Below are 25,648 nucleotides of genomic sequence, written 5' to 3' on the forward strand. Positions count from 1 at the left end.
GGGATATGAATTTTCATTTTGGACGGCGCCCATTTGTCTACGGCGCATTGTTGTCGCTCGGCGTGATGTCGCTGGCGCGCGCGGAGGGTACCTACGAGATTCCGGCCGGCGCGCATTTCAACCAGGACAAGCTCGCCAAGGTCAGTGACTTCTTCAAGAACGAGGTCGCGACCGGCAAGATCGCCGGCGCAACCGTGCTGATCCAGCAGCACGGCAAGCCGGTCTACCATGAAGCCTTTGGCGTACAGGATGTGGTCAGCAAGGCGCCGATCACGGACAAGACCATCTTCCGCCTGTTCTCGATGACCAAGGCAATCACGTCGATCGTCGCGGTGCAGTTGATCGAGGACGGCAAGATCAAGCTGGATGATCCCGTCTCGAAATACATTCCGTCCTTCGCCAATGTGAAGGTCGGCGTCGAGAAGAAGGCCGAGGACGGCACCAAGTCGCTCGAGCTCGTGCCGCCGAACCGGCCGATGACCGTGCACGATTTGATGACGCACACCTCCGGCGTCACCTATGGCTTCTATGGCGACAGCCTGGTGCGCAAGACCTATCGCGAGGCCAATATTTATGCCGGCGATTTCGACCTCGCCGAGTTCGCCGAGCGCATCGCAAAGCTGCCGCTGCACAACCAGCCGGGCGCGCTCTGGCAATACGGCCATTCCACCGACATTTTGGCGCGCGTGATGGAGATCGCCGCCGGCAAGCCGCTGATCGACATCATGAAGGAGAAGCTGCTCACGCCGCTCGGCATGGTCGATACCGGCTTCTTCGTCACCGACCCCGAGAAGCAGAAGCTCTTGGCGCAGCCGGTGCCGAATGACGCCGATTTCCGCGTCGGCCGCATCAACGATCCGACCGTCGTCAAGAAGATCATGTTCGCCAGCGGCGGCATGGTCACGACCATGGCGGACTACCGGCGTTTTGCCCAGATGCTGCTCAATGGCGGCAGTCTCGACGGCAAGACCATCCTCAAGCCGGAGACGTTCAAGCTGATGGTGACCGATCAGATCGGCCCGAAATCGGGCGTTGATCGCGACTATTTCTATTTCCCCGGCGACGGCTTCGGCTTCGGTCTCGGGCTCGCGGTCCGTACCGATCCCGGCAACGCAAAACCGCCGCCGCCCGGCGATCTCGGCGAATTGAAGTGGGACGGCGCCTCCGGCTGCTATTTCGTGATCGATCCCAAGCAGGACATGTTCTTCGTGCTGCTGGAGCAGACCCCGACCGAGCGCCAGCGCGTGCAGCGGACATTGAAGCTGTTGGTTTATGAAGCCATGGAGAATTGACATGAGCGGGCGCCGTGCGCTGTTCGCGGCGCTCGTTCTGCTGTTGAGTGCGGCCGGTGCACAAGCGGGCTCGGAGACGCGCGCCGCGCGCAGCTTCTCGCCTGAAGGCCTCGCAAAGGTCTCCGACTACATCCAGAAGGAGATCGTCGCCGGAACGTTCCCGGGCGCGATCCTGCTGCTGCAGCAACACGGCAAGCCGGTCTATTACGAGAATTTCGGCGTCCGCGACGCGGCGACCGAGCTCTCGATGAGCGCGGACACCATCTTCCGCCTCTACTCGATGTCGAAGCCGATCACGACAGTCATGGCCATGATGCTGGTCGAGGAGGGCAAGCTCTCGCTCGAAGATCCCGTCTCGAAATACATCCCGGCCTTTGGCGAGATGAAGGTCGGCGTCGAGACGAAGGCCGAGGATGGCAAGGTCTCGCTGGCGCTGGAGCCGGTGAATCGCCCGGTGACGATCAAGGACCTGATGCGCCACACCTCAGGGCTGCCTTACGGCTACTATGGCGGCGGCCTCGTGTGCGAGCTCTATGCCGCGGCCAATCTCTTCCGGAGCAATCTCAGCAATGCCGAGTTCGCCGCGAAGATCGCGACGCTGCCGCTGGCCGAGCAGCCTGGTACGGTGTGGGACTACGGCTTTTCCACCGACGTACTCGGCCGCGTCGTCGAGGTCATCTCGGGCAAGACACTGCTCCAGTTCGAGAAGGAGCGGCTACTCGATCCACTCGGCATGACCGAGACGGCGTTCTTCGTCGCCGATCCCGCCAAATTCCCGCGCATCGCCGAGCCGATGCCGGCGGACCGTAACATCAATCCGACGACTGAGGTCCGCGACATTAGGCGGCCGCTGAAATGGGAATCCGGCGGTGGTGGTATGATCGGCACGATCGGCGACTACGCCCGCTTCGCGCAGATGCTGCTCAGCGGCGGCACCTATGAGGGCCGCCGCTATCTCAAGCCCGAGACCATTGCGCTGATGGCGTCGGATCATATCCGCCCCGAGACGAAGATCGCGCGCGACCAGAACTATTATCCGGGCGGCAGCTCCGGCTTCGGCCTCGGCTTCGCGGTGCGCACCTCGGTGCCGCCGGGCACGTCATGGCCGCTCGGCGAATACCGCTGGGACGGTGTGGGCGGCACCTTCTTCTTCATCGATCCCGAGGACGATTTGTTCGGGATCTTCATGGTGCAGACGCCCTCGCAGCGCGGCCGGATCCAGCTGGCGTTGAAGACGCTGATCTATCAGGCCATGGGGCGATAAGCGTTTCGCCGCTTTCGTAGCCCGGATGAGCGAAGCGACATCCGGGATTTTTTGCGAGAGAGGTCCCGGGTATCGCTGCGCTCACCCGGGCTACAGGACCGTATCTTACGCCCCGCGCACGATCTCGCGCACGTAGCCGATGGTCTCCTCGACTTGGGCCGCATTGACGTCGAGATGGGTGCAGGCGCGGATGCGGCCGTCCATCATCGCGAGCGTTACGCCGCGCTGGCGGAGCGCCGCGACCATCTTGTCGCCGGGAATGCCGGCGCCGTCGGGCTTGAAGAACACGAGATTGGTCTCGGGCTCCTGCACCTCGATGCCGGAGATCTGCGACAGCCCGCGGGCGAGCGCGCGCGCATTGGCGTGGTCGTCGGCGAGCCGCTCGACGTGATGGTCGAGCGCGTAGATGCAGGCGGCGGCGCAGATTCCGGCCTGCCGCATCGAGCCGCCGAGGCGCTGCTTCCACTGCCAGACCGCGTCGATGAAGGCGCGCGAGCCCGCGAGCACGCCGCCGATCGGCGCGCCCAGGCCCTTGGAGAAGTCGATCCAGGCCGAGTCCCAGCCTGCGGTCATGTCACGCGGAGAGATGCCGCTCGCGACGGTGGCGTTGAGCAGGCGCGCGCCGTCCATGTGGGTGACGAGGCCGTGCTGCTTGGCAATCGCGACGATCTCGTCGAGTGCCGCCTTCTTCCAGATCGTGCCGCCGCCGATATTGGCGGTCTGCTCGACGCTGACGACGGTCTGCGGCGGCTGGTAGCGCGTGCGCGGATGCAGGGCTTTCCGGAACGTCTCCGGTGTGAACTGGCCGTCAGGACCCTTGAGCTGCGTCACCTGGAAGCCGCCGATCGCGGCATGCGCGCCGCCTTCGCGCGCGATGATGTGCGCGGTCTCATGCGCCAAAATCTCGTCGCCGGGACGGCAATGCACCAGCGTCGCGGTCACATTGCACATCGTGCCCGAGGGCATGTAGACGGCGGCCTCCTTGCCGAGCAGATCCGCAACGCGCTCGCACAGCGCGTTCACGGTCGGATCGTCGCCGACCTGCTCGTCACCGACCTCCGCCCGCGCCATCGCCTCGCGCATCCCAGCCGTCGGCTTGGTCTGCGTGTCCGAGAGCAGATTGATGCGCACCGGTGGCGCCTTGGGATCGATCGGGGGAGGGGTGTAGGGCATCACAGACCGTGCTTTTTCCACATGGCGCGAACTTCATCGGCAGTGGCTAATTCGCCGCGGGCGATTTCAGCCTCTGCTTCTGCCAGGTCGGCCTCTTCTGTTGTTGTTAGCTGGAGAGGAGGCCGATCATCAATCTCGTTGAGAGGTTCGCCGAGAAGACGCGTCATGATCAGCTCCACCCCGCGATCATAGCACAACTGGATCGAGACATGGGAATGGCCGGCTCAAACAAAAAGGCCCCGGAAAACCGGGGCCTTTGAATGTCGATCTGCCGAATAATCAGCGCGAATAGAATTCGACGACCAGATGGGGCTCCATCTGCACCGGGAACGGCACGTCGGAGAGGCCGGGAATGCGCGTGTACTTCGCGGTCATCTTGCCGTGGTCGACTTCGAGATAGTCGGGAGTGTCGCGCTCGGGAAGCTGGCTGGCTTCGAGCACGTGGGCGAGCTGCTTGGAGGCTTCCTTGACCTCGATCACGTCGCCGACCTTGAGCTGGTAGCTCGAGATGTTGACCTTGCGGCCGTTCACCTTGATGTGGCCGTGGTTGATGAACTGACGGGCGGCAAAGATCGTCGAGACGAACTTGGCGCGGTACACGACCGCGTCGAGACGACGCTCCAGCAGGCCGATCAGGTTCTCGCCGGTGTCACCCTTGAGGCGGCTGGCCTCGACATAGATGCCGTGGAACTGGCGCTCGCTGATGTTGGCGTAGTAGCCCTTCAGCTTCTGCTTGGCGCGGAGCTGCACGCCGAAGTCGGAGAGCTTGCCCTTGCGGCGCTGGCCGTGCTGGCCGGGGCCGTACTCGCGGCGGTTCACGGGGCTCTTCGGGCGGCCCCAGATGTTCTGGCCCATACGGCGATCGATCTTGTACTTCGCCTCACTGCGCTTAGTCATCGCGTCCTCTTCGGTTGCATGGTTTGAGGAAACGCGCCCTCCTGTGTGACGGGCCAGGCCCGGCACCGACAGGTCCGATCCCCAAAGCTACAGGGAGCCGACCACGGGTCGCGAAACGCTTCGCGGGCCGAAATCGGCCCGCGAGCAGGCGGCTTTTAGGTGAATGTGGGCCGTTCTGTCAATGCGCGCGGCCGCAAAATCAGGTCCTGACCGCCCGGATCGGCTTTGGCCCGGCCGCCCGCAATTCGGCAGCGATTTCAGTGTTCAGGACCTGTTCCAGCCGGGTCAGGACCCGGGCGATGGGGGCCGCGTCAGTGACCCGGTGGTCCCAGCGGATCACGACATGGATGGTCTGGTCGGGCGCGACCACCCCATAGCTGACGATGAAGGGGCCCGGCGTGATCGGATGGAGCTCGCCGCCGCCATAGGCGGCCACCGAGCTCACCGCAAAGCTGCCGAACCAATTACCGCGCTGCCGGCCGAAATTGAGCCCCACGGCCCAGGACAGCCGCCGCAGCGGCAGCGGCAGGCGGGTCGCCCGCATGACCTTGCGGAACATGGGGACGTCGTTGACCGGGGCCGTCTTGGCGCGCCGGATCTCGGCGTCGACCGCTGCCAGGGTCATGGTCTCGGGCGCCGCGATCCGCTGCGGCATCACGCATTCCTCACCGTCTTCGACCCGCGCGATCGCCACCGACGCCACGCTGTTGGGCAGCTCGTAGAGCGTCGGCCAGGGCCATTTGGCGTAGACCGTGCGCAGGACCGACTCATCCCTGGCGACGGTGGCAAAGGCTTTGACGAACATCGCAGCCCAGCCAGCCGGCGCCATTGTGCCCGCGCGGGCCTCCAGCAGGGGGCGGATATTGAGCGAACGGGACAGCGAGACGAACGGCACGTCCATCGAGGCGCGCATGAGGTCGCAAATCAGGCGGCGCGGCAGCGAAATGGTCTTTGGCGTCCCGCGCATCGGTCGTCTGGTTCCCGTGGATGAAAATATGTGCAGCGAGCGGGTTCCCGCTCGCCGCCTGCTGTAGACTCTTGTTTTGACGCGTTTTCTTTACGCGAACCGGAATCCACTTCGCTCGAAAACGCTCTCTAGCACGAACCAACCCGCTTGGGGCCGGTCGGTTCGCCGCATCAGGGGGCCGGCGAGGCCAGCGGCTTGGTCTTGTCGACGACGTAAACTCCAAGCACTTTCATAGCCTTATCGCCATGAGCCTTGGCGTCGTGCACGACGCCTGCCGGGATCTGGTAGGAATCACCGGCTTTCAGGGTTTTCTCCGGCTGTCCGTCGATCAGGAGATTGAGCTCGCCTTCCAGGACATAGCCCGTCTCAATTCCGGGGTGCGTGTGGCGTCCGGCCGAGCCGCCCGCTGGGATTTCGGCGATGGCGGTAATGGTGTTGTAGCCGTCCGGAAATTCGACCTTCTGGAGCGGGGTGCGTTTGATGCCGGTCTGCTGGGCGACGGCCGCAAAGGCAAGGCCGGTGAAGGCAAGAGCGAGCAAAGTCTTTTTGAGCATTGTTTCCTCCCTGAAACGGCCGAACCCTAGCAGCGCCGCCGTTCCCAGCAAGGTGGCAATCGGCCTGTTTAGCGCCTGATCCCGTCGAACGCGGCCATGATGCCGCGCTGGAACAGCGACCAGTCGAAGCCGAGCGCGATCGCGCGGTAGCCGCGGTCGATCAGGGCGTTGGCCTGGTCGGCGGTGCGGGCGACGCCGCCGATCGGCACGCCGCTTTTGAGGATGCCGGCCTCGGCCCGCGCGATCAGTTCCAATAGCTCCGGATCGTCCATCTGGCCGCGCTTGTTGATGGACGTCGCGAGATCGCCGGGGCCGATGACCGCAACATCGATGCCGGGTGTCGCCATGATCTCGTCGATGCGGTTGACGGCCTCGACATGCTCGATGGTGACCATGCAGATCATCTCGTCGTCGGCAGATGCCATGTAATCCGGCATCGACTGGCCCCAGCGGAACGGGGCGTGGAAGGGCCCCCAGAGCCGATCGCCGCGCGGCGGGTAGCGCACGCTGCGCACCGCCTTCTCGGCCTCGTCGCGATTGGTGATCATCGGGAAGTTGATGCCGAAGGCGCCGATGTCCATCGGCGCTTTTGCAAGCCAGGGCTCGTTCGCCGCGATCCGCACCAGGGGCGTGCACGGCGTGCCCGTCGTCGCGGCGATCATCGCATGCGCTTCGGTGAGACCGATCGGGCCATGCTCGAGATCAACGATGATCCAGTCGAGCGCGCGCGCCATGATCTGTACCATCTGCACGCTCGGAATGGTCGCGATCGCGCCGAAGGCGGGGCGCCCCTCGCTCCACAATTGGCGGAGGCGATTGAGCGGCGTTGCGGGGACCGACATGTGATGACCTGCGCGGAGATGACGACGGCAGAGCCTAGCAGCGCGCTGCCGGGGCGCAAGGTCAGGCCACTGCGCGCCCGCCGAAGAACGGCGTCAGCGTGGCGCTAAGGCCATGCGCGCGGTTCGACGTAAAAATCATCTCGGCGCCGGGCTGCGCCACGCCGCCGTTGCGCGCACCCAGCAGGTCCGAGACGCGGCGGGCAATGGCGGGGGCGGGGTCGATCCAGTCAACCGGCCAGGGTGCGAGCTTCTTCAGCCGGTCGAGCAGCAGCGGATAATGCGTGCAGGCGAGCACCACCGTGTCGGTGCGCGCGCCGGCGTCCTCGCCGACGAAGCAGGGCGCGAGTTCGGTACGGATGGCGTCGTCGCTGATCGGATGACCGCTCAACTCGGCTTCAGCGAGCGAAGCAAGCTCGGGCGAGCCGACCAGCGTCACCTCGCATCCTTGCGCGAAATCGCGGATCAGCGCCTTGGTGTATTCGCGCTTCACCGTGCCCTTGGTGCCGAGCACCGAGACGCGGCGGGTCCTCGACTGCGCGCAGGCCGGCTTGATCGCCGGCACCGTGCCGACGAAGGGCAGGGAATAAGCGGCGCGCAGGTGCGATAGGACCAGGGTGGAGGCCGTGTTGCAGGCGATGACGATGAGGTCCGGATCATGCGTGCCGATCAGCTCCCCCATCAGGGGCACGACGCGGGCGATGATCTCGTCCTCGCTGTGGTGGCCGTAGGGGAAGAAGGCGTCGTCGGCGACGTAGACGTAGTGCGCGTCGGGGCGCGCGGCCACGACCTCACGGAGCACCGTGAGTCCGCCAAGGCCGGAATCGAATACCAGGATCGTCGGGGAATTGGTCACGTCGTTACCCTAGCCCGCCATGGTTACCATTCGGTTTTTGGGGCGGTTTTGCGGCGCCGCCGGCCTGGTCTCAATTTGGAACGATTCAATTTCGTGATTGCCGCCTGTTCCCGCTATCAGCAGCCGTGCTGCACTGCGGGTGGGGACATATCCGCAAAATTCCGGGGAAGCCGACATGATCAGAAACACGAATGCCGGCTGGGGCAGCGTTTCCCGTTGGCTGCACTGGATCCTGGCGCTGACGATCGTCGGCATGATCGGCTTCGGCTGGTGGATGAACCACATCCCGGCGCGCCCCGACCGCTTCTTTTACCGCTCGATCCATGCCGATATCGGTTATGTGATCCTGCTGCTCACGCTGCTGCGCCTGGTCTGGCGTGTCGCCAACCCGACGCCGGCTTTGCCGGCTGACAGCCAGCCCTGGCAGAAGCTCCTCGCCCGCATCAGCCATGGTGCACTCTACCTCGCCGTCATCGTCGTGATCCTGCTCGGCTGGGCCCATTCCGGCGCGCACACGCCTGATTATTCGGACTTCTTCGGCCTGTTTCACGTGCCGCAATTCACCTCTCCCGATCGCGAAGCTGCGCGCGTCTATGAGGATCGGCACATCCTCTTTGCCTATGTGCTGCTGGCCCTGATCGCGGTTCACGTCATTGCCGCCATCTGGCACCACTTCATCCGCCGCGACCGCGTGGTGGCGCGGATGGTCGCGGACGAGGCGGGGTAGGGCCGGGGGTCTCGTGTCCCGGACGCGCTGCAGCGTGCAACGCTGCTGCGCAGAGCCGGGACCCAGTTCGCTGGTTTGCTCTCGGCCGCATGGGCCCCGGCTCTGCAGCGCACCGCTGAAGGAGCGCTGCGCTGCGTCCGGGGCACGAGAGCAAGTGCGGGGGCACGTTCTCCCCACATCGCAATGACGGAGTACGATGTATCGTACGACCGACACACGCGGCGCTTTCGTCCGCGTCGTCTGCGCAGGAGGTGCTATGCTCACCGTTCATCATCTCGGCAAGTCGCAGTCCGAGCGCATCGTCTGGCTGTGCGAGGAGCTGGAAATCCCCTACGAGCTGAAGCGCTACGCCCGCGATCCCGTCACCATGCTGGCGCCGCCCGACTACAAGGCGCTGCATCCGATCGGGGCGGCGCCCGTCATCAGCGATGGCGATCTCGTGCTCGCCGAATCCGGTGCCATCGTCGACTACATCATGGCGAAGTACGGCAGCGGCCGTCTCGTGCTCCGTCTCGACGATCCTGATTTCGCGCAGTTCCTGTACTGGTTTCACTTCGCCAACGGCACGCTGCAGGCCGGCATGGGCCGGCTGATGATCCTGAACCGCCTCAAGCTCGCCGAGGACAATCCGATGCTGGCCGCGATCAGCGCGCGCGTCGATCGCGCCTTCGATCTGGTCGACGCGCGCGTTCGTGAGGCCGAGTATCTCGCCGGCAGCACCTTCACCACCGCCGACATCATGACGGGCTTCTCGCTCACCACGATGCGCTACTTTCAGCCCTATGATCTCTCGCGCTGTCCGAACGTGGTCAAATATCTCGGCCGCATTGGTGCGCGCCCCGCCTACCGGCGGGCGATGGAGAAGGGCGATCCCGGCATGGCGCTGCTGTTGAGCTGAGCGGGGATCAGGCGATCCTGTTGGTGGTCGTCGCCCGCGCCGCGTTGAGCTGCTTCTGCAGGCGATCAATGTTTTGCAGCAGGCGCTGGCTGGTCAGCACCAGGAAGTAATAGCCGAATTGCGGGTCCTGGAAGTAGATCTCGAGCAGCCGGTCATAGGTGATCGTCAGCACCTGTCCGTCCTCGATGCATTCGATCGTTCCGGTGCGGCGGTTGTCCGGCGTCAGGAAGCCGAGCTCGCCCATCAGCGCGCCCGGCAGGATCTCGACGTTGATCTCCTTGACCAGGAATTTGCCGGTGACCGTCAGGAGCATCTCCTTGGCCGGGTCGCCCAGTTTGAAGAGCGTGTCGCCGCGGCGATATTTGCGCTCGGTCATGAACGGCTTGAGCCATTCGATCGACATGTCGCCCTCGGCCGCATGGCGCGCCTTCTTGACCAGCTTGAGCATCTGCCGCAGGCGAAGCGCGTTGATCGGAAGCAGGAGAAGATAGAGCAGGAACGTCGAGACGTTGGCGGTGAGTGCGCCGAAAGCGGCGAAGAACGCGCAGCCGATCATGTTGGCCACCCGCAGGGGCACCATCGTCCGCATCAGGAGGGTGGCGACGAAGAAGCCGGCGCCGACCGCGGCGAACAGATTGGCGAACGTGATGTTGTGGACAAAGATCTCCAGCAGCCGATTGAAGATCGCGTCGTAGGTGACGTTGTCGGGATCGAGGCCCATCTGGACCAAGATTTTCGCGATCCTGAGGTTGTCCGTGGCCGCATCGAGAATGCGGTCGAGGATCGAGGAAATGTCTGCGCTGCCGGACGGCATGGTACTAACCCCGCGTAAGGCCTTCAGTCCTGCTCGGTTTTGTATAGCCGAAATCGAATGACGACCGCTTGAAATGAAGCCTTCGGCCGTCATGCCGCAAGAGGCAAATTTTAGCCTGATCGGGCGTTTCGGCAATTGCCCGTTGGTTGTGCGTATGCCCCGTGAAGCGCCCGTGATTCGGGGGCGCGGGGTGCAGCTTTGGCGTCGTGGACGGATTCGGGCGGCCCTGATGAGGGGAACGGGCGGTCACCGCCTCAGGGCTTGGCGGCGGGCTGGATCACCTGCTGTTCGACCAGGCCAAGGTGCCCCGGCAGCGCCCCGGCGCGCAGCAACATGGCGACGCTGCTTGCTTCCTCCAGGGTGAAATTGCCTGAGATCTGGCCGGAGCCCCCAGTGATGGGCTCGCGGATCACCGGGGCGGAGATCACCTTGCCGTCGAGCACGATGGCAAAGGGCTTTCCGATGTTCTCTTCCGTGATGTGGGCGAAGCGCCGTGCGCCGCGTCCATTGAAGCGGAACGTGGCGATCGGTTCGTTCGTGCTGCTCGCGAACCCCGGGCCCGCATAGCTGATATCGTTGCCCTCGAGCGCGCTGTCCTTGGCAACGAGGTAAGGACGCTTGTCCTTGAAGCCGAGCAGGACTTCCGTGCCCGCGGGCGGTGTGCCGGATTGCGCCTGTTCCGCCGGCATCGAGATGTCGATCAGGCGGAAGCTGACCTTGACCTTCGTGGCGAAGATCGCGGTGACGCGCTTGGGCTCCATCATCCCCGGGATGAAGATGCGGATCCGGTCGGTGCCGTCAGGCTGGGCGCTGGCGAGCTTGATGTCGGCATCGTTGAGGCGCTGCTCGATCATGGCGATGGAATCCTCGACGAGGTCGTGCAGCCCTGCGGCGGATGCGGCATCAGTCGGCTTGAGCCTGACCAGCCCGTCGCCGCCGTCGGTCACGGTGAGCGCATGCGCGGGCAAACCCTCCGCAGCCGCCGCGAGCTTGCGCTTCAGCTCCTCGCGGCCCTTGGCGTCCGCGACCTTCACCTCGACGCCACCGTCGCGGATCGCAAGGCCTGAGAAAGCGATCTTGCCCTCGCGCAGCGTCTTGTAGACGTCATCGCGGAGATCCGTGACGGCACTCTCGCGCAAGCCATCGGCATCCACCTTGTAAACGATGCGCGAGCCGCCCAGCTTCTCCATCTTGTCGCCGATGAAGGCCGCGATCTTGGCGCGCATCTTCTCGAGCTGGCCGTCCGCGGCGAGTGCTGCGCGGGGCAGGGTGACCGCCGCGGCCATCGCAAGCGCGAGGATGAGCGGTGCAATACGATTCCGCAGGGGCGTGGTCATGATCACCTTAAGTCTTGCGGCAGGACGCTGGCAGGCGAATCTGATGCCAGTTCTTGGTCCCCCGATCGGGTGCGGAGGTTCAAATTCCGTTCGATCCGGCCGTGTCGCGGCAGCCGCCAAGCCATGGACGAACGCCAAATCATCGCTCATTGTGTTCCCGCTCGGCCGGCCATCGGCCGGGTCTCGCCAAACCAAAATGTCAAAAGACAGGGGGCGGGGAAATCTGAGGGAGGACGGAATTCCATGGCGGGCATCCACGCGCTCGATCGGCTGATCGGCGACGACTACCCGGAGCTTTTGACGGACGCGGAGGTTCGCGCCTTCGAGCAGGTCCCTTACGCGGACCGCGTCGCGGCCGAGAGCACTTATGACGCCATCAAGCTCGGTGCGGCGCGCAATCCCGACGGCGCGGCGATCCAGTTCCTGCAGAATGCCGATCCGTCCGACACGCCGGTCGTGGTCACCTACCGCGATTTCATCGCGCGCGTCACGCAAGCCGCCAACATGTTTCATGCGCTCGGTGCGGAGAAGGGCGATGTCATCAGCTTCATGCTGCCGCTGGTGCCCGATGCCTTCGTGACGCTGTTCGGTGCGGAGGCTGCCGGCATCGCCAATCCCGTCAATCCGCTGCTGGAGCCGCACCAGATCGCGGAGATCCTGGAAGCTGCGAACACGAAGATCCTGGTGGCGCTCGGGCCGATGCCCGGCACCGACATCTGGCAGAAGGTCGAGCAGATCCGCCCGCAGCTGAAGCACCTCAAGGCGATCGTGCAGGTGTTCGGCGGCGGCGATGCGGACAAGGGCATCTTTGCGTTCAACGACCTGATCAAGCAGCAGCCGGCGGACCGGCTCGTCAGCGGGCGCAAGATTTCGGGTACCGATATCGCCGCCTATTTCCACACCGGCGGCACCACCGGCACGCCAAAACTGGTGCGGCACACCCACGCCAACCAGGTCTACCAGGCCTGGGCGCTCAGTCTGCTGCTGAAGTCGAAGCCCGGCTCCAATTTGCTGTTCGGCATGCCGCTGTTTCATGTCGGGGGATCGCTGACGCAGGTGCTGCTGATGCTGTCGAGTGGCGGCTCGCTGGTCGTGCTGTCGCCGAGCGGCTGGCGCAATCCGAATTCGGTGAAGAACATCTGGGGATTGGTCGAGCGCTATAAGCCCGAGGCGCTGTCGAGCGTGCCGACGGTGCTGGCGGCGGCGCTTGCGGTGCCGCCCGGCAATGCCGACATCTCCAGCCTGAAATATGCAGCTGGCGGCGGCTCGGCGATTCCCGTCGCCGTGGGCTCGGCGATCCAGGACAAGCTGAAGCTGCCGGTGGTCGAGGTCTACGGCATGACCGAGACCTCGAGCGTGCATACGCTCGCCTATCCGGGGCGGCCGATCCGGCTCGGTTCGGTCGGCCTTCCCATGCCTTATGCGCGCGTGCGCATCGTGCAGTTAGATGCCGACGGCCGCCTGATCCGCGACTGCAAGCCGGACGAGATCGGCGTCGTCATCATGGCCGGGCCCGGCGTGTTCGGCGGCTATCTCAACGACGAGCACAACAAGGGCGCCTTCGTCGACGAGGTCTGGGTCAATTCCGGCGATCTCGGGCGGCTCGATGCCGACGGCTATCTCTGGATCACAGGGCGCGCCAAGGACCTCGTGATCCGCGGCGGCCACAACATCGATCCGGCGCCGATCGAGGAGATCATGTTCCGTCATCCCGCCGTCGGCTTTGCCGCGGTGGTCGGCCAGCCCGACGCTTACGCCGGTGAACTGCCCGTGGGCTACGTGCAGCTGAAACCGGGCGCCAGCGTTGAGCCGGGCGAATTGGAGACGTGGGTGCGTGAGCGCACGCCGGAGCGCGCCGCCGTTCCGGTGCAGGTCATCCCCATCGATCCAATGCCGGTGACGGGCGTCGGCAAGGTGTTCAAGCCGCAGCTGCGCTGGGACGCCGCGCAGCGCGTGTTCACCAGGGTGCTGGCGCCGCTCGCCGAACGCGGCATCGACTGCAAGGTGAAGGTCGGTGCGCATGGCAGCCACGGCTCGATCGCCACCGTGACGCTCACGGGCCTGCCGGCGGACCAGCGCGAGATCGTCGCCGGCGAGGTGCACACGCTGCTGGCGCCGTTCGTGATGCGGCACGAGGTGGTGCAGGTCTAGGTGAGGGCGCGAGAGGCTTGCATGCCTTGCCGCAAGCGAGCATCATCCCTCCAAAAAAAATGGGGGGAAATCGATGCCTCAAGTCTCTCGCCGCCGCCACCTTCAGCAATTGTCGGGTGTGTTCGGGACCGCCGCGCTATCGGGGTGGTCGAGGTCGGCCTCGGCTTCAGAGGCTGACATTCCGCCGGAGGGCATCGGCAAGGGCATCCAGCACATCTCCTACAGCGATATCGGCGGCCGCCCCGACAGCGTGCAGGTGATGTTCAACCGGCAGTACGTCTATGTCGGGCACATGTTCAGCGACGGCGTGACGATCCTGGATGCCTCCGATCCGCGTGCGCTGAAGCCGGTCAATTTCTTCACCGCGGGGCAATATACCCGCACCCACCATTTGCAGGCGGCAGAGGATCTGCTGCTGGTTGCGAACGGCGCCAACATCGTCGCGATGCAGTCCTACGACAACATGCGCGGCTATTTCGAGAACACACTGGTCGACAGCATCACCAAGGCCAAGAAATTCCGCTCCGGCCTGTCGATCCACGACATCTCGAAACCAGGCGAGATGCGCGAGATCGCGTTCCTCGAAATGCCGGGCTTCGGCATCAACCGGCTGTGGTGGCCGGGCGGCCGCTATGCCTATGTGTCGGCGCATTTCGACGGCTTCACCGACCACATCCTGTGCGTGGTCGATCTGAAGACCATCACCAAGCCGGAAGTGGTCGCGAAATGGTGGCTGCCGGGCATGAACCGCGCGGCCGGCGAGCCGCCGACGCCCAAGGGCAAGCGCTTTGCGCTGCATCACATGATCACCGCAGGTGATCGCGGCTATGCCGCCTGGCGCGATGGCGGCTTCACCATCCACGACATCAGCGATCCCGCCAATCCAAGGCTGCTGTCCCATATCAACTGGTCGCCGCCCTTCGCCGGCGGCACGCATACGCCGCTGCCGCTGCCGAAGCGACAGCTCGCGATCGTCGCGGACGAAGCGAATGCGGAGAAATGCGCCAAGGGCCTGTTCCACACCTTCGTGCTCGACGTGCGCGCGCCAGAGAACCCGGTGCCGATCGCAACCTTGCCGACCCCGCGCGAGCGCGATTTCTGCACGAGTGGCACCTTCGGCCCGCATAATCTGCACGAGAACCGCCCGGGCTCGTTCCAGAGCGAGGAGACGATCTTCGCGACCTACAACAATGCCGGCGTGAGAGTGTTCGACATCAGGGATGCCTTCGCACCGAAGGAGATGGCGTACTGGGTGCCGCCGACGCCGAAGAAGCTCATCGACCCCCGGCCGAATATCGCCCTCGCAGCCAAGACCTGTGACGCCTACGTCCGGCCCGACGGGCTGATGTTCGTCTCCGACTGGAACGCCGGCATGCACGTGCTGCAATATCAAGGGTGAGCGCCGCACAAGGTTGAGTTGGCGACTTGTCCGCCGACCGGCTCTTCCGATTGCGTGACGCTTCGCCGCTACCCGCGGATCGCCGCATTGGCCTGCGCGGCTGCACCGGTCATCGCATCCTTTGCCGATTTCTCGCCGTTGACCACTTCGTTGACGCCGATCATGAAGGCATCGAGGATCGGTCTCGATTGTGGATGGAAGAGGATCGCCTTGGCGCGGTCGACATCGGCATTTTGCAAATTGGTCAGCGCCGCCTCGGCGGCCTGCGAGCCGAATGCCTTCTTGAAGCCCTCGCTGGACCACGCCGACACGCGTGTCGTCGCCAGCCCGGCTGCGGCAGTCTGCAGCGATGTCGGCTTGCTTGTCGCCCAGAGCAGGAACAGGAAAGCTGCCCGTTTGTTTCGTGATTTTGAATTGATGCAGGCCTGCCAGTGCGACATGAAGGGCACGGGCGCGCGACCAGGGACATGCGGGAAGACCGCAAACGCGGCCTGCTTGGCGACGCGACTCCTGGCCGGATTGGAGATGTCGGTCGCGAAATTGCTGCTGTCGATCGCGACCGCAGCCCGTCCCTGCAGGAAGTCGTCCAGCACGTGGTACCATTCATAGCTGCCGACGCCGCCAGGCCCGGCCTGGCTGAGCAGGCGTCCGTACATCTCGACGGCCGCAATCGCTTCGGGGCTTGCGAAAACGGCCTTGTTGTCCTTGACCATGGCGCCGCCGTAAGAGAACACGAAGCCCATCGCTGGCGGGGAGGAATTGCCGCCGGCCTGGGCCCGCATAGCGATCCCCGACATCTCGCTGGACTTGAGCGCCTTGGCTGTCACAAGCAGCTCGTCGAACGTCTGCGGAACCGGCAGGTTCTTGGCTGCCAGCGCGTCCCCGTTGATGAACATGGTCATCGCTTCGGAGGTGATCGGGATGGCGTACCGTTCGCCGTCGGACCACAGCGGGAAGGCCCGGGCCGTCTTGAGCAGGTCGTTCTCGTCATACCAGCCGAGATCGGTCAGCAATCGGTTCGAATAATAGCCGTTCAACGGCTCGAGCCATCCTCCCGAGATGCCCTGGCCATAGGTCGTGAACATGAAGACGTCTGGCGTCGTGCTGCCGCGGGCGAGTCTGATCGGCAAGGCGCCGAGATATGTGGTTTCGAGCTGGAAATCGATGGTGACGTTGATTCCGGTGAGCCTGGTGAACTCCGGCAGCAGCGGCGTGATCGCATTCGACCAGGGATGGATCGCGCCCGAAAGAGAGATCGTCTGTCCCGCAAACTGCTTCCAATCGATGTTCGCGTTGGCGTACGTCGCAGCGCGGTCCTCGGCGAAGCTCCAACGTGGCAGCGCGGCCAGCGTCGGCAAGACTGCGCCCACCGCCCCCAATCCCCTAACGAAGCTGCGACGGCTGGTCGGAATTCGACCGCTCTGTGCGTACGTCATGTTGGCTCTCCCTGCGACGGGCAATCATTCGCAACACGAGCCATACCGGTGATGTGCGGCCCTCGCGCGACGACTGACGGCCAAACCGGTGTAACCTTGGGGGCGAGAATGTCGGGTTCTCGCCCACCCAACCATGCTATTATTCTATCATGCTCTGGCCTCGACACCAGAAGACGCGCTGTCACACGAGCATCGAAGACCCAAGGCCGATGTCAGTCCCTGCTCAGGTCCCGTCTTTGCGATGGCTGGCTCGTCCGCTGATCGTGGCGGTCGTGGCGCTTCTGACGCTGTTCGCTGCGACCGGGTTTCTCGGCCTGCAATATCGGCAGGAGCGGCAGGCGGCCCATGACCTGCTTGGGCATAGCCGCCAGGTGCTCGAAACACTTGATCGGTTGCGTGCGATCACCGCCGAGCTGGAGACCGAACGGCGCGGGTATCTAATGACCCTCGACCCCACCTATCTCAAAGCCTACGGCGTCTCCGACGAAGGCGTGCGGCGCGAGGCGCAGGCGCTGCTGGTGCTGGTCGCGGACGATCCGTTGCAGAGTCTGCGCGCGCAACATCTGGCGCTGACCGTTTCGGCAAAGCTGCGCGAGATCGACGAGATGGTGAAGACCGCCGGCACGTCCGGGCAGGCGGCGCTGGCGATGATCCGCAGCATGGATGAGATCCGCTCGCAAATCGACCAGATGATGGATCACGAGCGCTTTCGGCTCGCCGATCGGGAGACGCATGCCGAAGCATTCGAGCAGCGCTGGACCTGGCTGATCGCCGGCGCCGTTGTCCTCGTCGTCGCGCTGGCGGGAGCGGCGTTGGCGCTCGCGCGGCTCGAAGCGAAACGGCGGAGACAGGCGACCGAGGAGAACATTCAATTGCAGAGCGACCTTGCAGCGCGGGATATCAAGATCCGGCGCCTCTTCGATTCCAACATCATCGGTATCATCATCTGGGAGGTCGAGGGCCGCATTCTCGAGGCCAATGACGCGTTTCTGCGCATCGTCGGATACGATCGGGACGATCTCGCCTCGGGGCGCCTGCATCGATACGACCTCACGCCGCCGGAATGGCGCGACCGCGACGTAAAAACCGTGGCGGAGTTGAAGCGGGCCGGGACGGCCCAGCCGTTCGAGAAGGAGTATGTCCGGAAGGATGGAAGCCGTGTCTCCGTGCTGATTGGCGGGACGATGTTCGCACAAGGTGGAGATCAAGGCGTCGGCTTTGTCCTCGATCTGACGCCTCTCAAGCGGGCAGAGGCCGAAGCTCGCGAACACGAGCGGCTCTACCGCGAAGCCTTGATGGAGCTCGCGCACGCAAATCGCGTCACCACAATGGGGCAGCTCACGGCTTCGATTGCCCATGAGGTCAACCAGCCGATCGCCGCGATCGTGGCGAACGCCGAGGCCGGGCTGAATTGGCTGGAGGCCCAACCGCCAAATCTGGAGCGGGTTCGACAGACACTCGACTGGATCACCGGCGATGGCATGCGAGCCGGCGACATCATCGGCCGGATCCGGGCGCTGATAAGGAAAGCGCCGCCGCAAAAGGAGGATATGGATATCAACCAGGCGGTGCTCGACGTCATCGCGCTGACCCGCAGCGAAGCGTTCAAGAACCGCGTCTCGGTACGAACGCAGCTTGCCGAAGGCCTGCCGACCATTCCGGCAGATCGGGTTCAACTTCAGCAAGTGCTGCTCAACCTGATTGTCAACGCGATCGAGGCGATGGCCGCGGTTGGCGAGCACGAGCGCGAGTTGCTGATCAGCACCGATCGGGATGTATCGAACGGCGTGCACGTCACCTTGCGGGATTCCGGTCCGGGACTGGATCCGAAGAATGTCGAGTGCCTGTTCGAGGCCTTCTACACCACCAAGCCGACAGGCATGGGGATGGGTCTCGCCATCTGCCACTCGATCATCGAGGCGCATGGTGGACGAATGTGGGCCGGCGCAAACGAGCCTCGGGGCGCCGTCTTCCAGTTCACCCTGCCTCTCGCCTCAGACGAGGCCACATCCCGCCTGTTGCAGGCGGAGGAGCCAACGGGCCTGCGCTCAGTGGCCCGCTGACGGGGGCTGCGTAACCTTTTTTGCGGCTGCGCAGCACGCGCCTTTCGTGATCCGGGCCGTGGTGCAACCGCAGGAGGTGAGGCGGCATCAGAGCTCGGACCGGCCGGACCGGAGAGCGGCGCTTCGCCGCACGATCAATAAGTTGCCCGGATACTTTGTGTGACGATGGTCACATAGGGAGGAATTGGCAATCTGCCATGGTTCCGAATAGTCTCATGGAATTGCATCCGGGGGGACGCAAGTGATTCCGGTTCGGCTATTTGCTTTGGTGATTTTTGCGTTGAGCCTTGCCTGCGGACCGGCGCATGCCGACCGGCGGGTCGCGCTCATCATCGGCAATTCCGCTTACAAGAGCGCGCCCAAGCTCAGCAATCCCGTGAACGATGCCACGCGGGTCGGCGGCATGTTCAAGAAGGCCGGCTTCGATTCCGTCGACGTCAGGCTGGATCTCAGCGCCAGCGAGATGCGGCGCATGTTGCGTGAGTTTGCCGGCAGGACGCGCGATGCGGACATGGCGGTGATCTATTACGCCGGCCACGGCATCGAGCTCGACGGCAACAACTATCTCATTCCGACCGACGCGACGCTGGAGACCGACGGCGACGTGCTCGACGAGACCATCCCGGTCGAGCGGGCGCTGTTCGCGGTCGAGCCGGCCAAGCAGCTGCGCCTGATCATCCTGGACGCCTGCCGCGACAACCCGTTCGCGAAGACGATGAAGCGCACGCTGGCTTCGCGCGCGATCGGACGCGGCCTTGCCAAGGTCGAGCCGACCAGCCCCAACACCATGATTGCGTTCGCAGCCAAGGCGGGATCGACCGCATCGGACGGCGATGCCAGAAACAGCCCGTTCGCCGCCGCGCTGGTCGAGCACCTGCCGAAGCCGGGGCTCGATCTGCGCAAGGCCTTCGGCTTCGTGCGCGACGACGTGCTCAAGGCGACCGGTTACAAGCAGGAGCCCTATGTCTACGGCTCGCTCGGCGGCGACGACGTGCCCCTCGTCGTGAGACCAGCGGCAACCGGTCCCCAGGCCAACCCGCAGGAGGCCATTCGCAGGGATTACGAGCTCGCGCTCCAGCTTGCGACGCGCGACGGCTGGGAAGCGTTTCTGGCGCAATATCCCGATGGCTTCTATGCCAACCTCGCCAAGGGCCAGCTGAACAAGATCGGCGCCGAAGAGACGCGCGCTGCGGCCGAACAAAAGGCCCGCGCGGCCGAGCAGGAGAAGGCCCGGCTGATTACCGAGCGGGCCCAGAAGGCCGAGCAGGAGAAGGCCGCCGCGGCTGCCAAGGCGGCCGAAGAGGCACGGATCGCGGCGGAGAAGAAGAAGGAGATCGAGCAGGCGAAGGCTGAAGCGGCCGAACGCGAGCGCAAAGCGGCGGAGGCGGCGGCTGCGAAGGCGCTGGCCGAGAAGCAGGCGGCGGAGAAGGCCAAGGCCGAGCTTGCCGCAAAGCAGGCGGCGGAGAGGGCAGAGCAGGCTGCAAAGCCGGCGGCGGATCGCCAGTTGCCCGAGGCCGAGCAAAAAGCTGCGGCGCTCTCGCCCGGGCCGACATCACCATTATCTGCGGTTGACCTTGCGAAGTCCGTGCAGAGCGAATTGCGCCGCATCGGCTGCCTGTCCGCTTCTGCCGATGGAGACTGGAACGCCGCGTCGCAGCGTTCGCTGACGCTCTTCAACAAATATGCCGGCACGCAGTTCGACGTGAAGCTTGCGAGCGTCGACGCGCTCGACGCGCTGAAGGCGAAGCCGGGGCGGGTCTGCCCGCTGGTGTGCAATTTTGGCTTCAAGGCCGACGGTGATCAATGCGTGAAGATCACCTGCCGCGCCGGCTATCGCGTCGGCGACGACAACGAGTGCGAGAAGATCCAGGAGAAGAAGCCGGTCGCGACGCGCGAGGATTCGAGAAAGCGCGACGCAGACCGGAAGGCGACCGAAGCTGCGCCGTCCAAGCCGGAAGCGAGCGGGCAGATCTTCTGCAACTCGGCGGGATGCCGCCCAGTGCAGAAAGGCTGCAGGCTCGTGTCCGGGGCTACGCCCGGAAGATATAACGCCGCCATAGGAAGCGGCAATTACGAGGTCTGCAACTGATCGTGTCGTCGATCAAAGCCGCGGATGAATAGCGTGACTATAGCTCGATATTGCTACGCATTGATGTTTGCAGCTCTCGTCACATGCGCGCCGGCGCAGGCCGAGAAGCGCGTCGCGCTCGTCATCGGCAATTCCGCCTACAAGAGCGTGCCGAAGCTTGCCAATCCGGCGAATGACGCCGGCTTGATCGGCGGCATGCTGCGGAAAGCCGGCTTCGACACGGTCGACGTCAGGCAGGACCTGAGCGCGCCCGAAATGCGCAAGGCGCTGCGTGAGTTCGGCGCGCGGACGCGCGATGCCGATGTCGCCGTGATTTACTACGCAGGCCACGGCCTTGAAGTGGACGGCACCAACTACCTGATCCCGACCGATGCGGCCCTCGAGACCGATACCGACGTTTACGACGAAGCATTGCCGATCGATCGCGTGCTGGTGAGCATCGAGCCCGCCAAGCAGCTTCGGCTCGTCATCCTCGACGCCTGCCGCGACAATCCCTTTTCGAAGACGATGAAGCGCACCGTGGCTTCGCGCGCGATCGGTCGCGGCCTTGCCAAGGTCGAGCCGACCAGTCCCAACACCATGATCGCGTTCGCGGCCAAGGCCGGCTCGACGGCGTCCGATGGCGATTCCCGCAACAGCCCATTCGCGGTGGCGCTGAGCGAGCATTTGCCGAAACCCGGGCTCGACCTGCGCAAGGCATTCGGTTTCGTCCGCGACGATGTGCTGAGGAGCACAGCGAACAAGCAGGAACCCTTCGTCTATGGCTCGCTGGGCGGCGATGACGTGCCGCTGGTTCCTGCCAGGCCGGTCGCGACGGGTCCGCAGGCAAATCCGCAGTCAGAACTCAGGCGAGACTACGAGCTTGCGCTTCAGCTCGCGACGCGCGACGGCTGGGAGGCGTTTCTGGCGCAATATCCCGATGGCTTCTATGCCAACCTCGCCAAGGGGCAGCTGAACAAGATCGCTGCCGAAGAGACGCGCTCGGCGGCCGAACAAAAAGCCAAGGCGGCCGAGCAGGAAAAGGCGAGGCTGATTGCCGAGCGCGCCCAGAAGGCCGAGCAGGAGAAGGCGGCCGCGGCGGCCAAGGCGGCCGAAGATGCGCGCATCGCCGCGGAGAAGCAGAAGCAGATCGAGCAGGCGAAGGCTGAAGCGGCCGAACGCGAGCGCAAGGCGGCAGAAGCGGCGGCTGCAAAGGCGCTGGCCGAGAAGCAGGCGGCGGAAAAGGCCAAGGCCGAGCTTGCCGCAAAGCAGGCGGCCGAGAGGGCCGAGCAGGCTGCAAAGCCGGCGGCCGATCGGCAGCTGCCCGAAGTCGAAAACCAGAAGGTCGCCGCACTCTCGCCTGCGCCGACATCGACGTTGTCCGCAACTGATTTGACAAAATCCGTTCAGGGCGAATTGCGCCGCGTCGGCTGCCTCTCCGCCGTCCCTGATGGTGATTGGAACACCGCGTCGCAGCGCTCGCTGGCGCTCTTCAACAAATATGCTGGTACCCAGTTCGATGTGAAGTTCGCGAGCTACGACGCACTCAACGGGCTGAAAGCGAAGCCCGGCCGGGTCTGCCCGCTCGTGTGCAATTTCGGCTTTAGGGCCGACGGCGATCAATGCGCGAAGATCACGTGCCGCGCCGGATATCAGGTCAGCGAAGACAACGAATGCGAAAAGATTCCAGAGAGGAAGCCGTCTCCTGCCGCTCGTAGCGAGCCCCGAAAAAGAGACCAGGATCGCAGAGATGCCGAATCCGCAGCGCCGAAGTCGCAAGCGTCAGGACAGATGGTCTGCGGCGGCGCGGGATGCCGACCCGTCGCAAAGGGGTGCCGTCTCGGAACGACGAAGCTCAACAACGGGGTCACCGCCACCACCGAGATATGCAATTAGCATCGTAGCCCGGATGAGCGCAGCGACATCCGGGGCCGCACTGCAATCTTGCGAGAGTTGTCCCGGGTGTCGCTTCGCTCACCCGGGCTACAAGCTTTGCAAATGCTGCGTCAGCTACGCCGGCATCCGCGTCTCGATCATGCGCACCCAGAACGAGGCGCCGTGGCCGAGGATGTTGTCGTTGAAGACATAGGCCGGGTGGTGGCACTCGTTGCCGTCGCCCATGCCGACCAGCACCATGGCCCCGGGACGCGCTTCAAGCATGAACGAAAAGTCCTCGGCGCCCATCATCGGGATGAACTTGTCGTTGACGCGCTCAGTGCCGACGATGTCGCGGGCGACGTCGGCGGCAAGGCCGGCCTCGCGCGCATGGTTCATCGTCACCGGATACATCCGCGTGTACTTCGTCTCGGCCGAACCGCCATAGGCGCGGGCGACGCTGTCGGCGACCTCGCCGATGCGGCGCTCGACGAGATCGCGCACTTCAGGATCGAGTGTGCGCACGGTGCCGGCGAGTTCGGCGACTTCAGGAATGATGTTGAAGGCGGTGCCGGCGTGGAACTGGGTGATCGAGATGACGGCCGATTTGAGCGGGTCGACATTGCGCGAGACGATCGACTGAAGCGCGTTGACGATCTGCGATCCGATCAGGACGCTGTCGACCGATTTGTGCGGGCCGGCGCCGGCATGGCCGCCCTTGCCATTGACGATGATCTGGATGTTGTCGGAGGAGGCGAGCATCGCGCCCGGCGTGGTTGCGAAATGGCCTTCGGGCAGGCCGGGCATGTTGTGCATGCCGTAGACCTCCTGGATGTTCCAGCGCGTCATCAGGCCGTCGTCGACCATCGCCTTGCCGCCGCCACCACCTTCCTCGGCGGGCTGGAAGATCATGATCGCGGTGCCGTCGAAATTGCGCGTTTCGGCGAGATATTTGGCGGCGCCGAGCAGCATCGCGGTGTGGCCGTCATGGCCGCAGGCGTGCATCTTGCCGGGCACCTTCGAGGCGTAGGGCACGCCCGACGTCTCCATGATCGGCAGCGCGTCCATGTCGGCGCGCAGGCCAATGGTCTTGCCGGAGGCCGACTTGCGGCCGCGGATCACGCCGACCACGCCGGTGCGGCCGATGCCCGTCACCACCTCGTCGCAGCCGAACTCGCGCAGCTTGTCGGCGACGATGCCGGCGGTGCGGTGGACTTCGTAGAGCAGCTCCGGGTTCTCGTGGAAGTCATGGCGCCAGGCGGCCATTTCGTCGGAGAGGGCGGCGATGCGGTTGACGATGGGCATGGGGGATCCGTTTTTGATTGGTTGTAGCCCGGATGAGCGAAGCGACATCCGGGATCTTTCGCGGGAGATTTCCCGGGTATCGCTGCGCTCACCCGGGCTACGGATGTGACGCTCAGCTCTCCCCGAACACGCGCTTGAAGATCGTGTCGACGTGCTTGAGGTGATAGCCGAGGTCGAACTGCTCCTCGATCTCGGCGTCCGTGAGATACTTCTTCACCTCAGCGTCCTTCTTCAGGAGCTGGAGGAAGTCGCCTTCGCCGCGCCAGACCGGCATGGCGTTACGCTGCACCAGCTTGTAGGCGTCCTCGCGACTTGCGCCCTTCTGGGTGAGCGCCAGCAGCACGCGCTGGGAGTGGACGAGGCCGCCGAGGCGGTCGAGGTTCTTCTGCATGTTGGCGGGATAGACCAAGAGCTTGTCGATCAGGCCGGCGAGGCGCACCAGCGCGAAGTCGAGCGTCACGGTCGCGTCCGGGCCCATCATGCGCTCGGCCGAGGAGTGCGAGATGTCGCGCTCGTGCCAGAGCACGACGTTCTCCAGCGCCGGCGTCACATAGGCGCGCACCATGCGGGAGAGGCCGGTGAGGTTCTCCGACAGCACCGGATTGCGCTTGTGCGGCATTGCGGAGGAGCCCTTCTGCCCTTCGGAGAAGAACTCTTCGGCCTCCAGCACTTCGGTGCGCTGCATGTGGCGGATCTCCACCGCGATGCGCTCGATCGAGGAGGCGATCACGCCGAGCGTCGAGAAATACATGGCGTGACGGTCGCGCGGGATCACCTGGGTCGAGATCGGCTCCGGCACGAGTCCCATGGCTTTGGCAACATGCTCTTCGACGCGCGGATCGATCTGCGCGAAGGTGCCGACGGCGCCCGAGATGGCGCAGGTCGCGACTTCTTTCCGCGCCGCGATCAGGCGCTCCTTGGCGCGCGTGAACTCGGCATAGGCATAGGCGAGCTTGAGGCCGAAGGTGACGGGCTCGGCATGAATGCCGTGGCTGCGGCCGATGGTCGGCGTCATCTTGTGCTCGAAGGCGCGCTTCTTCAGGGCGGCCAGCACCTTGTCGAGGTCGGCAAGCAGGAGGTCGGCGGCGCGGGTGAGCTGGACGTTCAGGCAGGTGTCGAGCACGTCGGAGGAGGTCATGCCCTGGTGCACGAAGCGCGCCTCGGGGCCGACGATCTCGGCGAGGTGGGTAAGGAAGGCGATGACGTCGTGCTTGGTCTCGCGCTCGATCTCGTCGATGCGGGCGACGTCGAAGGTAGCGTCCTTGGCCTTGGCCCAGACCGTCTTGGCGGCCTCCTTGGGGATGGTCCCGAGCTCCGCGAGCGCGTCCGCCGCATGCGCCTCGATCTCGAACCAGATCTTGAACCGGGTCTGCGGCTCCCAGATCGAGGCCATTTCGGGACGGGTATAGCGGGGGATCATTGGACTGCTCCAGGAAGGTGGGCGGGCGACCCGAGGGGGCGCGACCTGCCAAAATGCTTTTTACGCCGTGATTTAACAGAGCGGGCAAGGCGAAACAAACGGTCTGGGCCCCGGCAGAGGGGGATCGCCGAGCTATCCACCGGACCGGCCGGCAGGGGTGGCGGCGCCGGGCCGCAAATATTAACTGTCAATCACGGATCATTGACTGACAGATATTGAAATCTGTCAGCGAGACGTGTATATCCGTTCCCGGACGCTCCGATTGGGCGTCCCGCGGCCATCCTGCCAGGGGAGCCCGAGGTCCGAAAAACCA

The 25,648-nt window shown here is 64.6% G+C and carries 21 protein-coding genes; 9 read left to right on the forward strand and 12 right to left on the reverse strand.

What is annotated here, in order from left to right; all coding sequences use genetic code 11:
- The first annotated feature begins 5 nt into the window (after positions 1 to 5).
- Together JQ635_RS05610 and JQ635_RS05615 are read left to right on the forward strand one after the other, a co-directional pair.
- Complete coding sequence (locus JQ635_RS05610) at positions 6 to 1,292, forward strand: serine hydrolase domain-containing protein (RefSeq protein ID WP_211408866.1); 1,287 nt, start codon at positions 6 to 8, stop codon at positions 1,290 to 1,292.
- Between the two features lies 1 nt (position 1,293).
- Positions 1,294 to 2,556: a serine hydrolase domain-containing protein gene (locus tag JQ635_RS05615; protein WP_211408868.1), complete on the forward strand. Its 1,263-nt coding sequence runs from the start codon at positions 1,294 to 1,296 to the stop codon at positions 2,554 to 2,556.
- Positions 2,557 to 2,661: 105 nt separating this feature from the next.
- On the opposite strand, the gene JQ635_RS05620 is transcribed toward JQ635_RS05615, so the two are convergent.
- The 7 genes from JQ635_RS05620 to murI all read right to left on the reverse strand — a co-directional run bounded on the left by JQ635_RS05620 (position 2,662) and on the right by murI (position 7,842).
- A complete protein-coding gene (locus JQ635_RS05620; protein WP_211408870.1) occupies positions 2,662 to 3,729 on the reverse strand; it encodes a threonine aldolase family protein in 1,068 nt (355 codons plus the stop codon).
- A complete protein-coding gene (locus tag JQ635_RS05625; protein WP_211388250.1) occupies positions 3,729 to 3,896 on the reverse strand; it encodes a hypothetical protein in 168 nt (55 codons plus the stop codon). Before JQ635_RS05625 ends, JQ635_RS05620 begins: the two co-directional genes overlap by 1 nt.
- A 112-nt stretch (positions 3,897 to 4,008) precedes the next feature.
- Complete coding sequence (rpsD, locus tag JQ635_RS05630; RefSeq protein WP_080140385.1) at positions 4,009 to 4,626, reverse strand: 30S ribosomal protein S4; 618 nt, start codon at positions 4,624 to 4,626, stop codon at positions 4,009 to 4,011.
- A gap of 199 nt (positions 4,627 to 4,825) precedes the next feature.
- Positions 4,826 to 5,593 (reverse strand): acyltransferase, encoded by a 768-nt coding sequence (locus tag JQ635_RS05635; RefSeq protein ID WP_211408871.1) that lies wholly within the window; start codon positions 5,591 to 5,593, stop codon positions 4,826 to 4,828.
- A gap of 170 nt (positions 5,594 to 5,763) precedes the next feature.
- A complete protein-coding gene (locus tag JQ635_RS05640; protein WP_211408872.1) occupies positions 5,764 to 6,147 on the reverse strand; it encodes a cupin domain-containing protein in 384 nt (127 codons plus the stop codon).
- 68 nt (positions 6,148 to 6,215) lie between these two features.
- Positions 6,216 to 6,989 carry an HpcH/HpaI aldolase family protein gene (locus JQ635_RS05645; RefSeq protein ID WP_211408873.1) on the reverse strand — a complete coding sequence of 258 codons (774 nt, stop codon included), beginning with the start codon at positions 6,987 to 6,989 and terminating at the stop codon, positions 6,216 to 6,218.
- A 61-nt stretch (positions 6,990 to 7,050) separates the two neighbouring features.
- Positions 7,051 to 7,842 carry a glutamate racemase gene (gene murI, locus JQ635_RS05650; protein ID WP_211408875.1) on the reverse strand — a complete coding sequence of 264 codons (792 nt, stop codon included), beginning with the start codon at positions 7,840 to 7,842 and terminating at the stop codon, positions 7,051 to 7,053.
- Positions 7,843 to 8,017: 175 nt separating this feature from the next.
- On the opposite strand from murI, the gene JQ635_RS05655 reads away from it, so the two are divergent.
- On the forward strand, positions 8,018 to 8,569 hold the full coding sequence (locus tag JQ635_RS05655) for a cytochrome b (RefSeq protein ID WP_211408877.1): 552 nt from the start codon (positions 8,018 to 8,020) through the stop codon (positions 8,567 to 8,569).
- Positions 8,570 to 8,825: 256 nt separating this feature from the next.
- Positions 8,826 to 9,467 carry a glutathione S-transferase family protein gene (locus JQ635_RS05660; RefSeq protein ID WP_211408878.1) on the forward strand — a complete coding sequence of 214 codons (642 nt, stop codon included), beginning with the start codon at positions 8,826 to 8,828 and terminating at the stop codon, positions 9,465 to 9,467.
- Between the two features lie 7 nt (positions 9,468 to 9,474).
- On the opposite strand, the gene JQ635_RS05665 is transcribed toward JQ635_RS05660, so the two are convergent.
- The gene (locus JQ635_RS05665) at positions 9,475 to 10,281 is read right to left on the reverse strand and encodes a Crp/Fnr family transcriptional regulator (RefSeq protein ID WP_018645886.1); all 807 of its coding nucleotides are present in this window, start codon (positions 10,279 to 10,281) and stop codon (positions 9,475 to 9,477) included.
- Positions 10,282 to 10,535: 254 nt separating this feature from the next.
- A complete protein-coding gene (locus JQ635_RS05670) occupies positions 10,536 to 11,618 on the reverse strand; it encodes a SecDF P1 head subdomain-containing protein (protein ID WP_211408882.1) in 1,083 nt (360 codons plus the stop codon).
- 243 nt (positions 11,619 to 11,861) lie between these two features.
- Here JQ635_RS05670 and JQ635_RS05675 point away from each other — a divergent pair, with 243 nt between their 5' ends.
- Positions 11,862 to 13,769: an acyl-CoA synthetase gene (locus JQ635_RS05675; RefSeq protein ID WP_211408883.1), complete on the forward strand. Its 1,908-nt coding sequence runs from the start codon at positions 11,862 to 11,864 to the stop codon at positions 13,767 to 13,769.
- A gap of 73 nt (positions 13,770 to 13,842) precedes the next feature.
- Positions 13,843 to 15,168 carry an LVIVD repeat-containing protein gene (locus JQ635_RS05680; protein ID WP_211408884.1) on the forward strand — a complete coding sequence of 442 codons (1,326 nt, stop codon included), beginning with the start codon at positions 13,843 to 13,845 and terminating at the stop codon, positions 15,166 to 15,168.
- A 68-nt stretch (positions 15,169 to 15,236) separates the two neighbouring features.
- Here the strand turns inward: JQ635_RS05680 and JQ635_RS05685 are convergent, their stop codons facing one another.
- Positions 15,237 to 16,604: an ABC transporter substrate-binding protein gene (locus JQ635_RS05685; protein WP_211408886.1), complete on the reverse strand. Its 1,368-nt coding sequence runs from the start codon at positions 16,602 to 16,604 to the stop codon at positions 15,237 to 15,239.
- Between the two features lie 272 nt (positions 16,605 to 16,876).
- Here JQ635_RS05685 and JQ635_RS05690 point away from each other — a divergent pair, with 272 nt between their 5' ends.
- The 3 genes from JQ635_RS05690 (at position 16,877) to JQ635_RS05700 (ending at position 22,631) form a co-directional block, all read left to right on the forward strand.
- Entirely contained in the window at positions 16,877 to 18,667 is a 1,791-nt protein-coding gene (locus JQ635_RS05690) for an ATP-binding protein (RefSeq protein ID WP_433996549.1), read from the forward strand.
- 280 nt (positions 18,668 to 18,947) lie between these two features.
- The gene (locus tag JQ635_RS05695; protein ID WP_246583312.1) at positions 18,948 to 20,756 is read left to right on the forward strand and encodes a caspase family protein; all 1,809 of its coding nucleotides are present in this window, start codon (positions 18,948 to 18,950) and stop codon (positions 20,754 to 20,756) included.
- Between the two features lie 24 nt (positions 20,757 to 20,780).
- Positions 20,781 to 22,631, forward strand: a complete 1,851-nt coding sequence (locus tag JQ635_RS05700) for a caspase family protein (RefSeq protein ID WP_246583313.1) — start codon at positions 20,781 to 20,783, stop codon at positions 22,629 to 22,631.
- Positions 22,632 to 22,745: 114 nt separating this feature from the next.
- Here the strand turns inward: JQ635_RS05700 and JQ635_RS05705 are convergent, their stop codons facing one another.
- A complete protein-coding gene (locus tag JQ635_RS05705) occupies positions 22,746 to 23,915 on the reverse strand; it encodes a M20 aminoacylase family protein (RefSeq protein WP_211408888.1) in 1,170 nt (389 codons plus the stop codon).
- Positions 23,916 to 24,027: 112 nt separating this feature from the next.
- Complete coding sequence (gene purB, locus JQ635_RS05710; RefSeq protein WP_211408889.1) at positions 24,028 to 25,335, reverse strand: adenylosuccinate lyase; 1,308 nt, start codon at positions 25,333 to 25,335, stop codon at positions 24,028 to 24,030.
- Positions 25,336 to 25,648 lie beyond the last annotated feature (313 nt).

The sequence above is a fragment of the Bradyrhizobium iriomotense genome, from assembly GCF_018130765.1.
Classification (GTDB): Bacteria; Pseudomonadota; Alphaproteobacteria; order Rhizobiales; family Xanthobacteraceae; genus Bradyrhizobium; species Bradyrhizobium iriomotense_A.

What these genes read in the sequence shown, in the direction of transcription:
- JQ635_RS05610 (WP_211408866.1), top strand. Translation starts at nt 6, where the DNA reads ATGAATTTTCATTTTGGACGGCGCCCATTTGTCTACGGCGCATTGTTG.
- JQ635_RS05615 (WP_211408868.1), top strand. Translation starts at nt 1,294, where the DNA reads ATGAGCGGGCGCCGTGCGCTGTTCGCGGCGCTCGTTCTGCTGTTGAGT.
- JQ635_RS05620 (WP_211408870.1), bottom strand. Translation starts at nt 3,729, where the DNA reads ATGCCCTACACCCCTCCCCCGATCGATCCCAAGGCGCCACCGGTGCGC.
- JQ635_RS05625 (WP_211388250.1), bottom strand. Translation starts at nt 3,896, where the DNA reads ATGACGCGTCTTCTCGGCGAACCTCTCAACGAGATTGATGATCGGCCT.
- rpsD (WP_080140385.1), bottom strand. Translation starts at nt 4,626, where the DNA reads ATGACTAAGCGCAGTGAGGCGAAGTACAAGATCGATCGCCGTATGGGC.
- JQ635_RS05635 (WP_211408871.1), bottom strand. Translation starts at nt 5,593, where the DNA reads ATGCGCGGGACGCCAAAGACCATTTCGCTGCCGCGCCGCCTGATTTGC.
- JQ635_RS05640 (WP_211408872.1), bottom strand. Translation starts at nt 6,147, where the DNA reads ATGCTCAAAAAGACTTTGCTCGCTCTTGCCTTCACCGGCCTTGCCTTT.
- JQ635_RS05645 (WP_211408873.1), bottom strand. Translation starts at nt 6,989, where the DNA reads ATGTCGGTCCCCGCAACGCCGCTCAATCGCCTCCGCCAATTGTGGAGC.
- JQ635_RS05655 (WP_211408877.1), top strand. Translation starts at nt 8,018, where the DNA reads ATGATCAGAAACACGAATGCCGGCTGGGGCAGCGTTTCCCGTTGGCTG.
- JQ635_RS05660 (WP_211408878.1), top strand. Translation starts at nt 8,826, where the DNA reads ATGCTCACCGTTCATCATCTCGGCAAGTCGCAGTCCGAGCGCATCGTC.
- JQ635_RS05665 (WP_018645886.1), bottom strand. Translation starts at nt 10,281, where the DNA reads ATGCCGTCCGGCAGCGCAGACATTTCCTCGATCCTCGACCGCATTCTC.
- JQ635_RS05670 (WP_211408882.1), bottom strand. Translation starts at nt 11,618, where the DNA reads ATGACCACGCCCCTGCGGAATCGTATTGCACCGCTCATCCTCGCGCTT.
- JQ635_RS05675 (WP_211408883.1), top strand. Translation starts at nt 11,862, where the DNA reads ATGGCGGGCATCCACGCGCTCGATCGGCTGATCGGCGACGACTACCCG.
- JQ635_RS05680 (WP_211408884.1), top strand. Translation starts at nt 13,843, where the DNA reads ATGCCTCAAGTCTCTCGCCGCCGCCACCTTCAGCAATTGTCGGGTGTG.
- JQ635_RS05685 (WP_211408886.1), bottom strand. Translation starts at nt 16,604, where the DNA reads ATGACGTACGCACAGAGCGGTCGAATTCCGACCAGCCGTCGCAGCTTC.
- JQ635_RS05700 (WP_246583313.1), top strand. Translation starts at nt 20,781, where the DNA reads ATGAATAGCGTGACTATAGCTCGATATTGCTACGCATTGATGTTTGCA.
- JQ635_RS05705 (WP_211408888.1), bottom strand. Translation starts at nt 23,915, where the DNA reads ATGCCCATCGTCAACCGCATCGCCGCCCTCTCCGACGAAATGGCCGCC.
- purB (WP_211408889.1), bottom strand. Translation starts at nt 25,335, where the DNA reads ATGATCCCCCGCTATACCCGTCCCGAAATGGCCTCGATCTGGGAGCCG.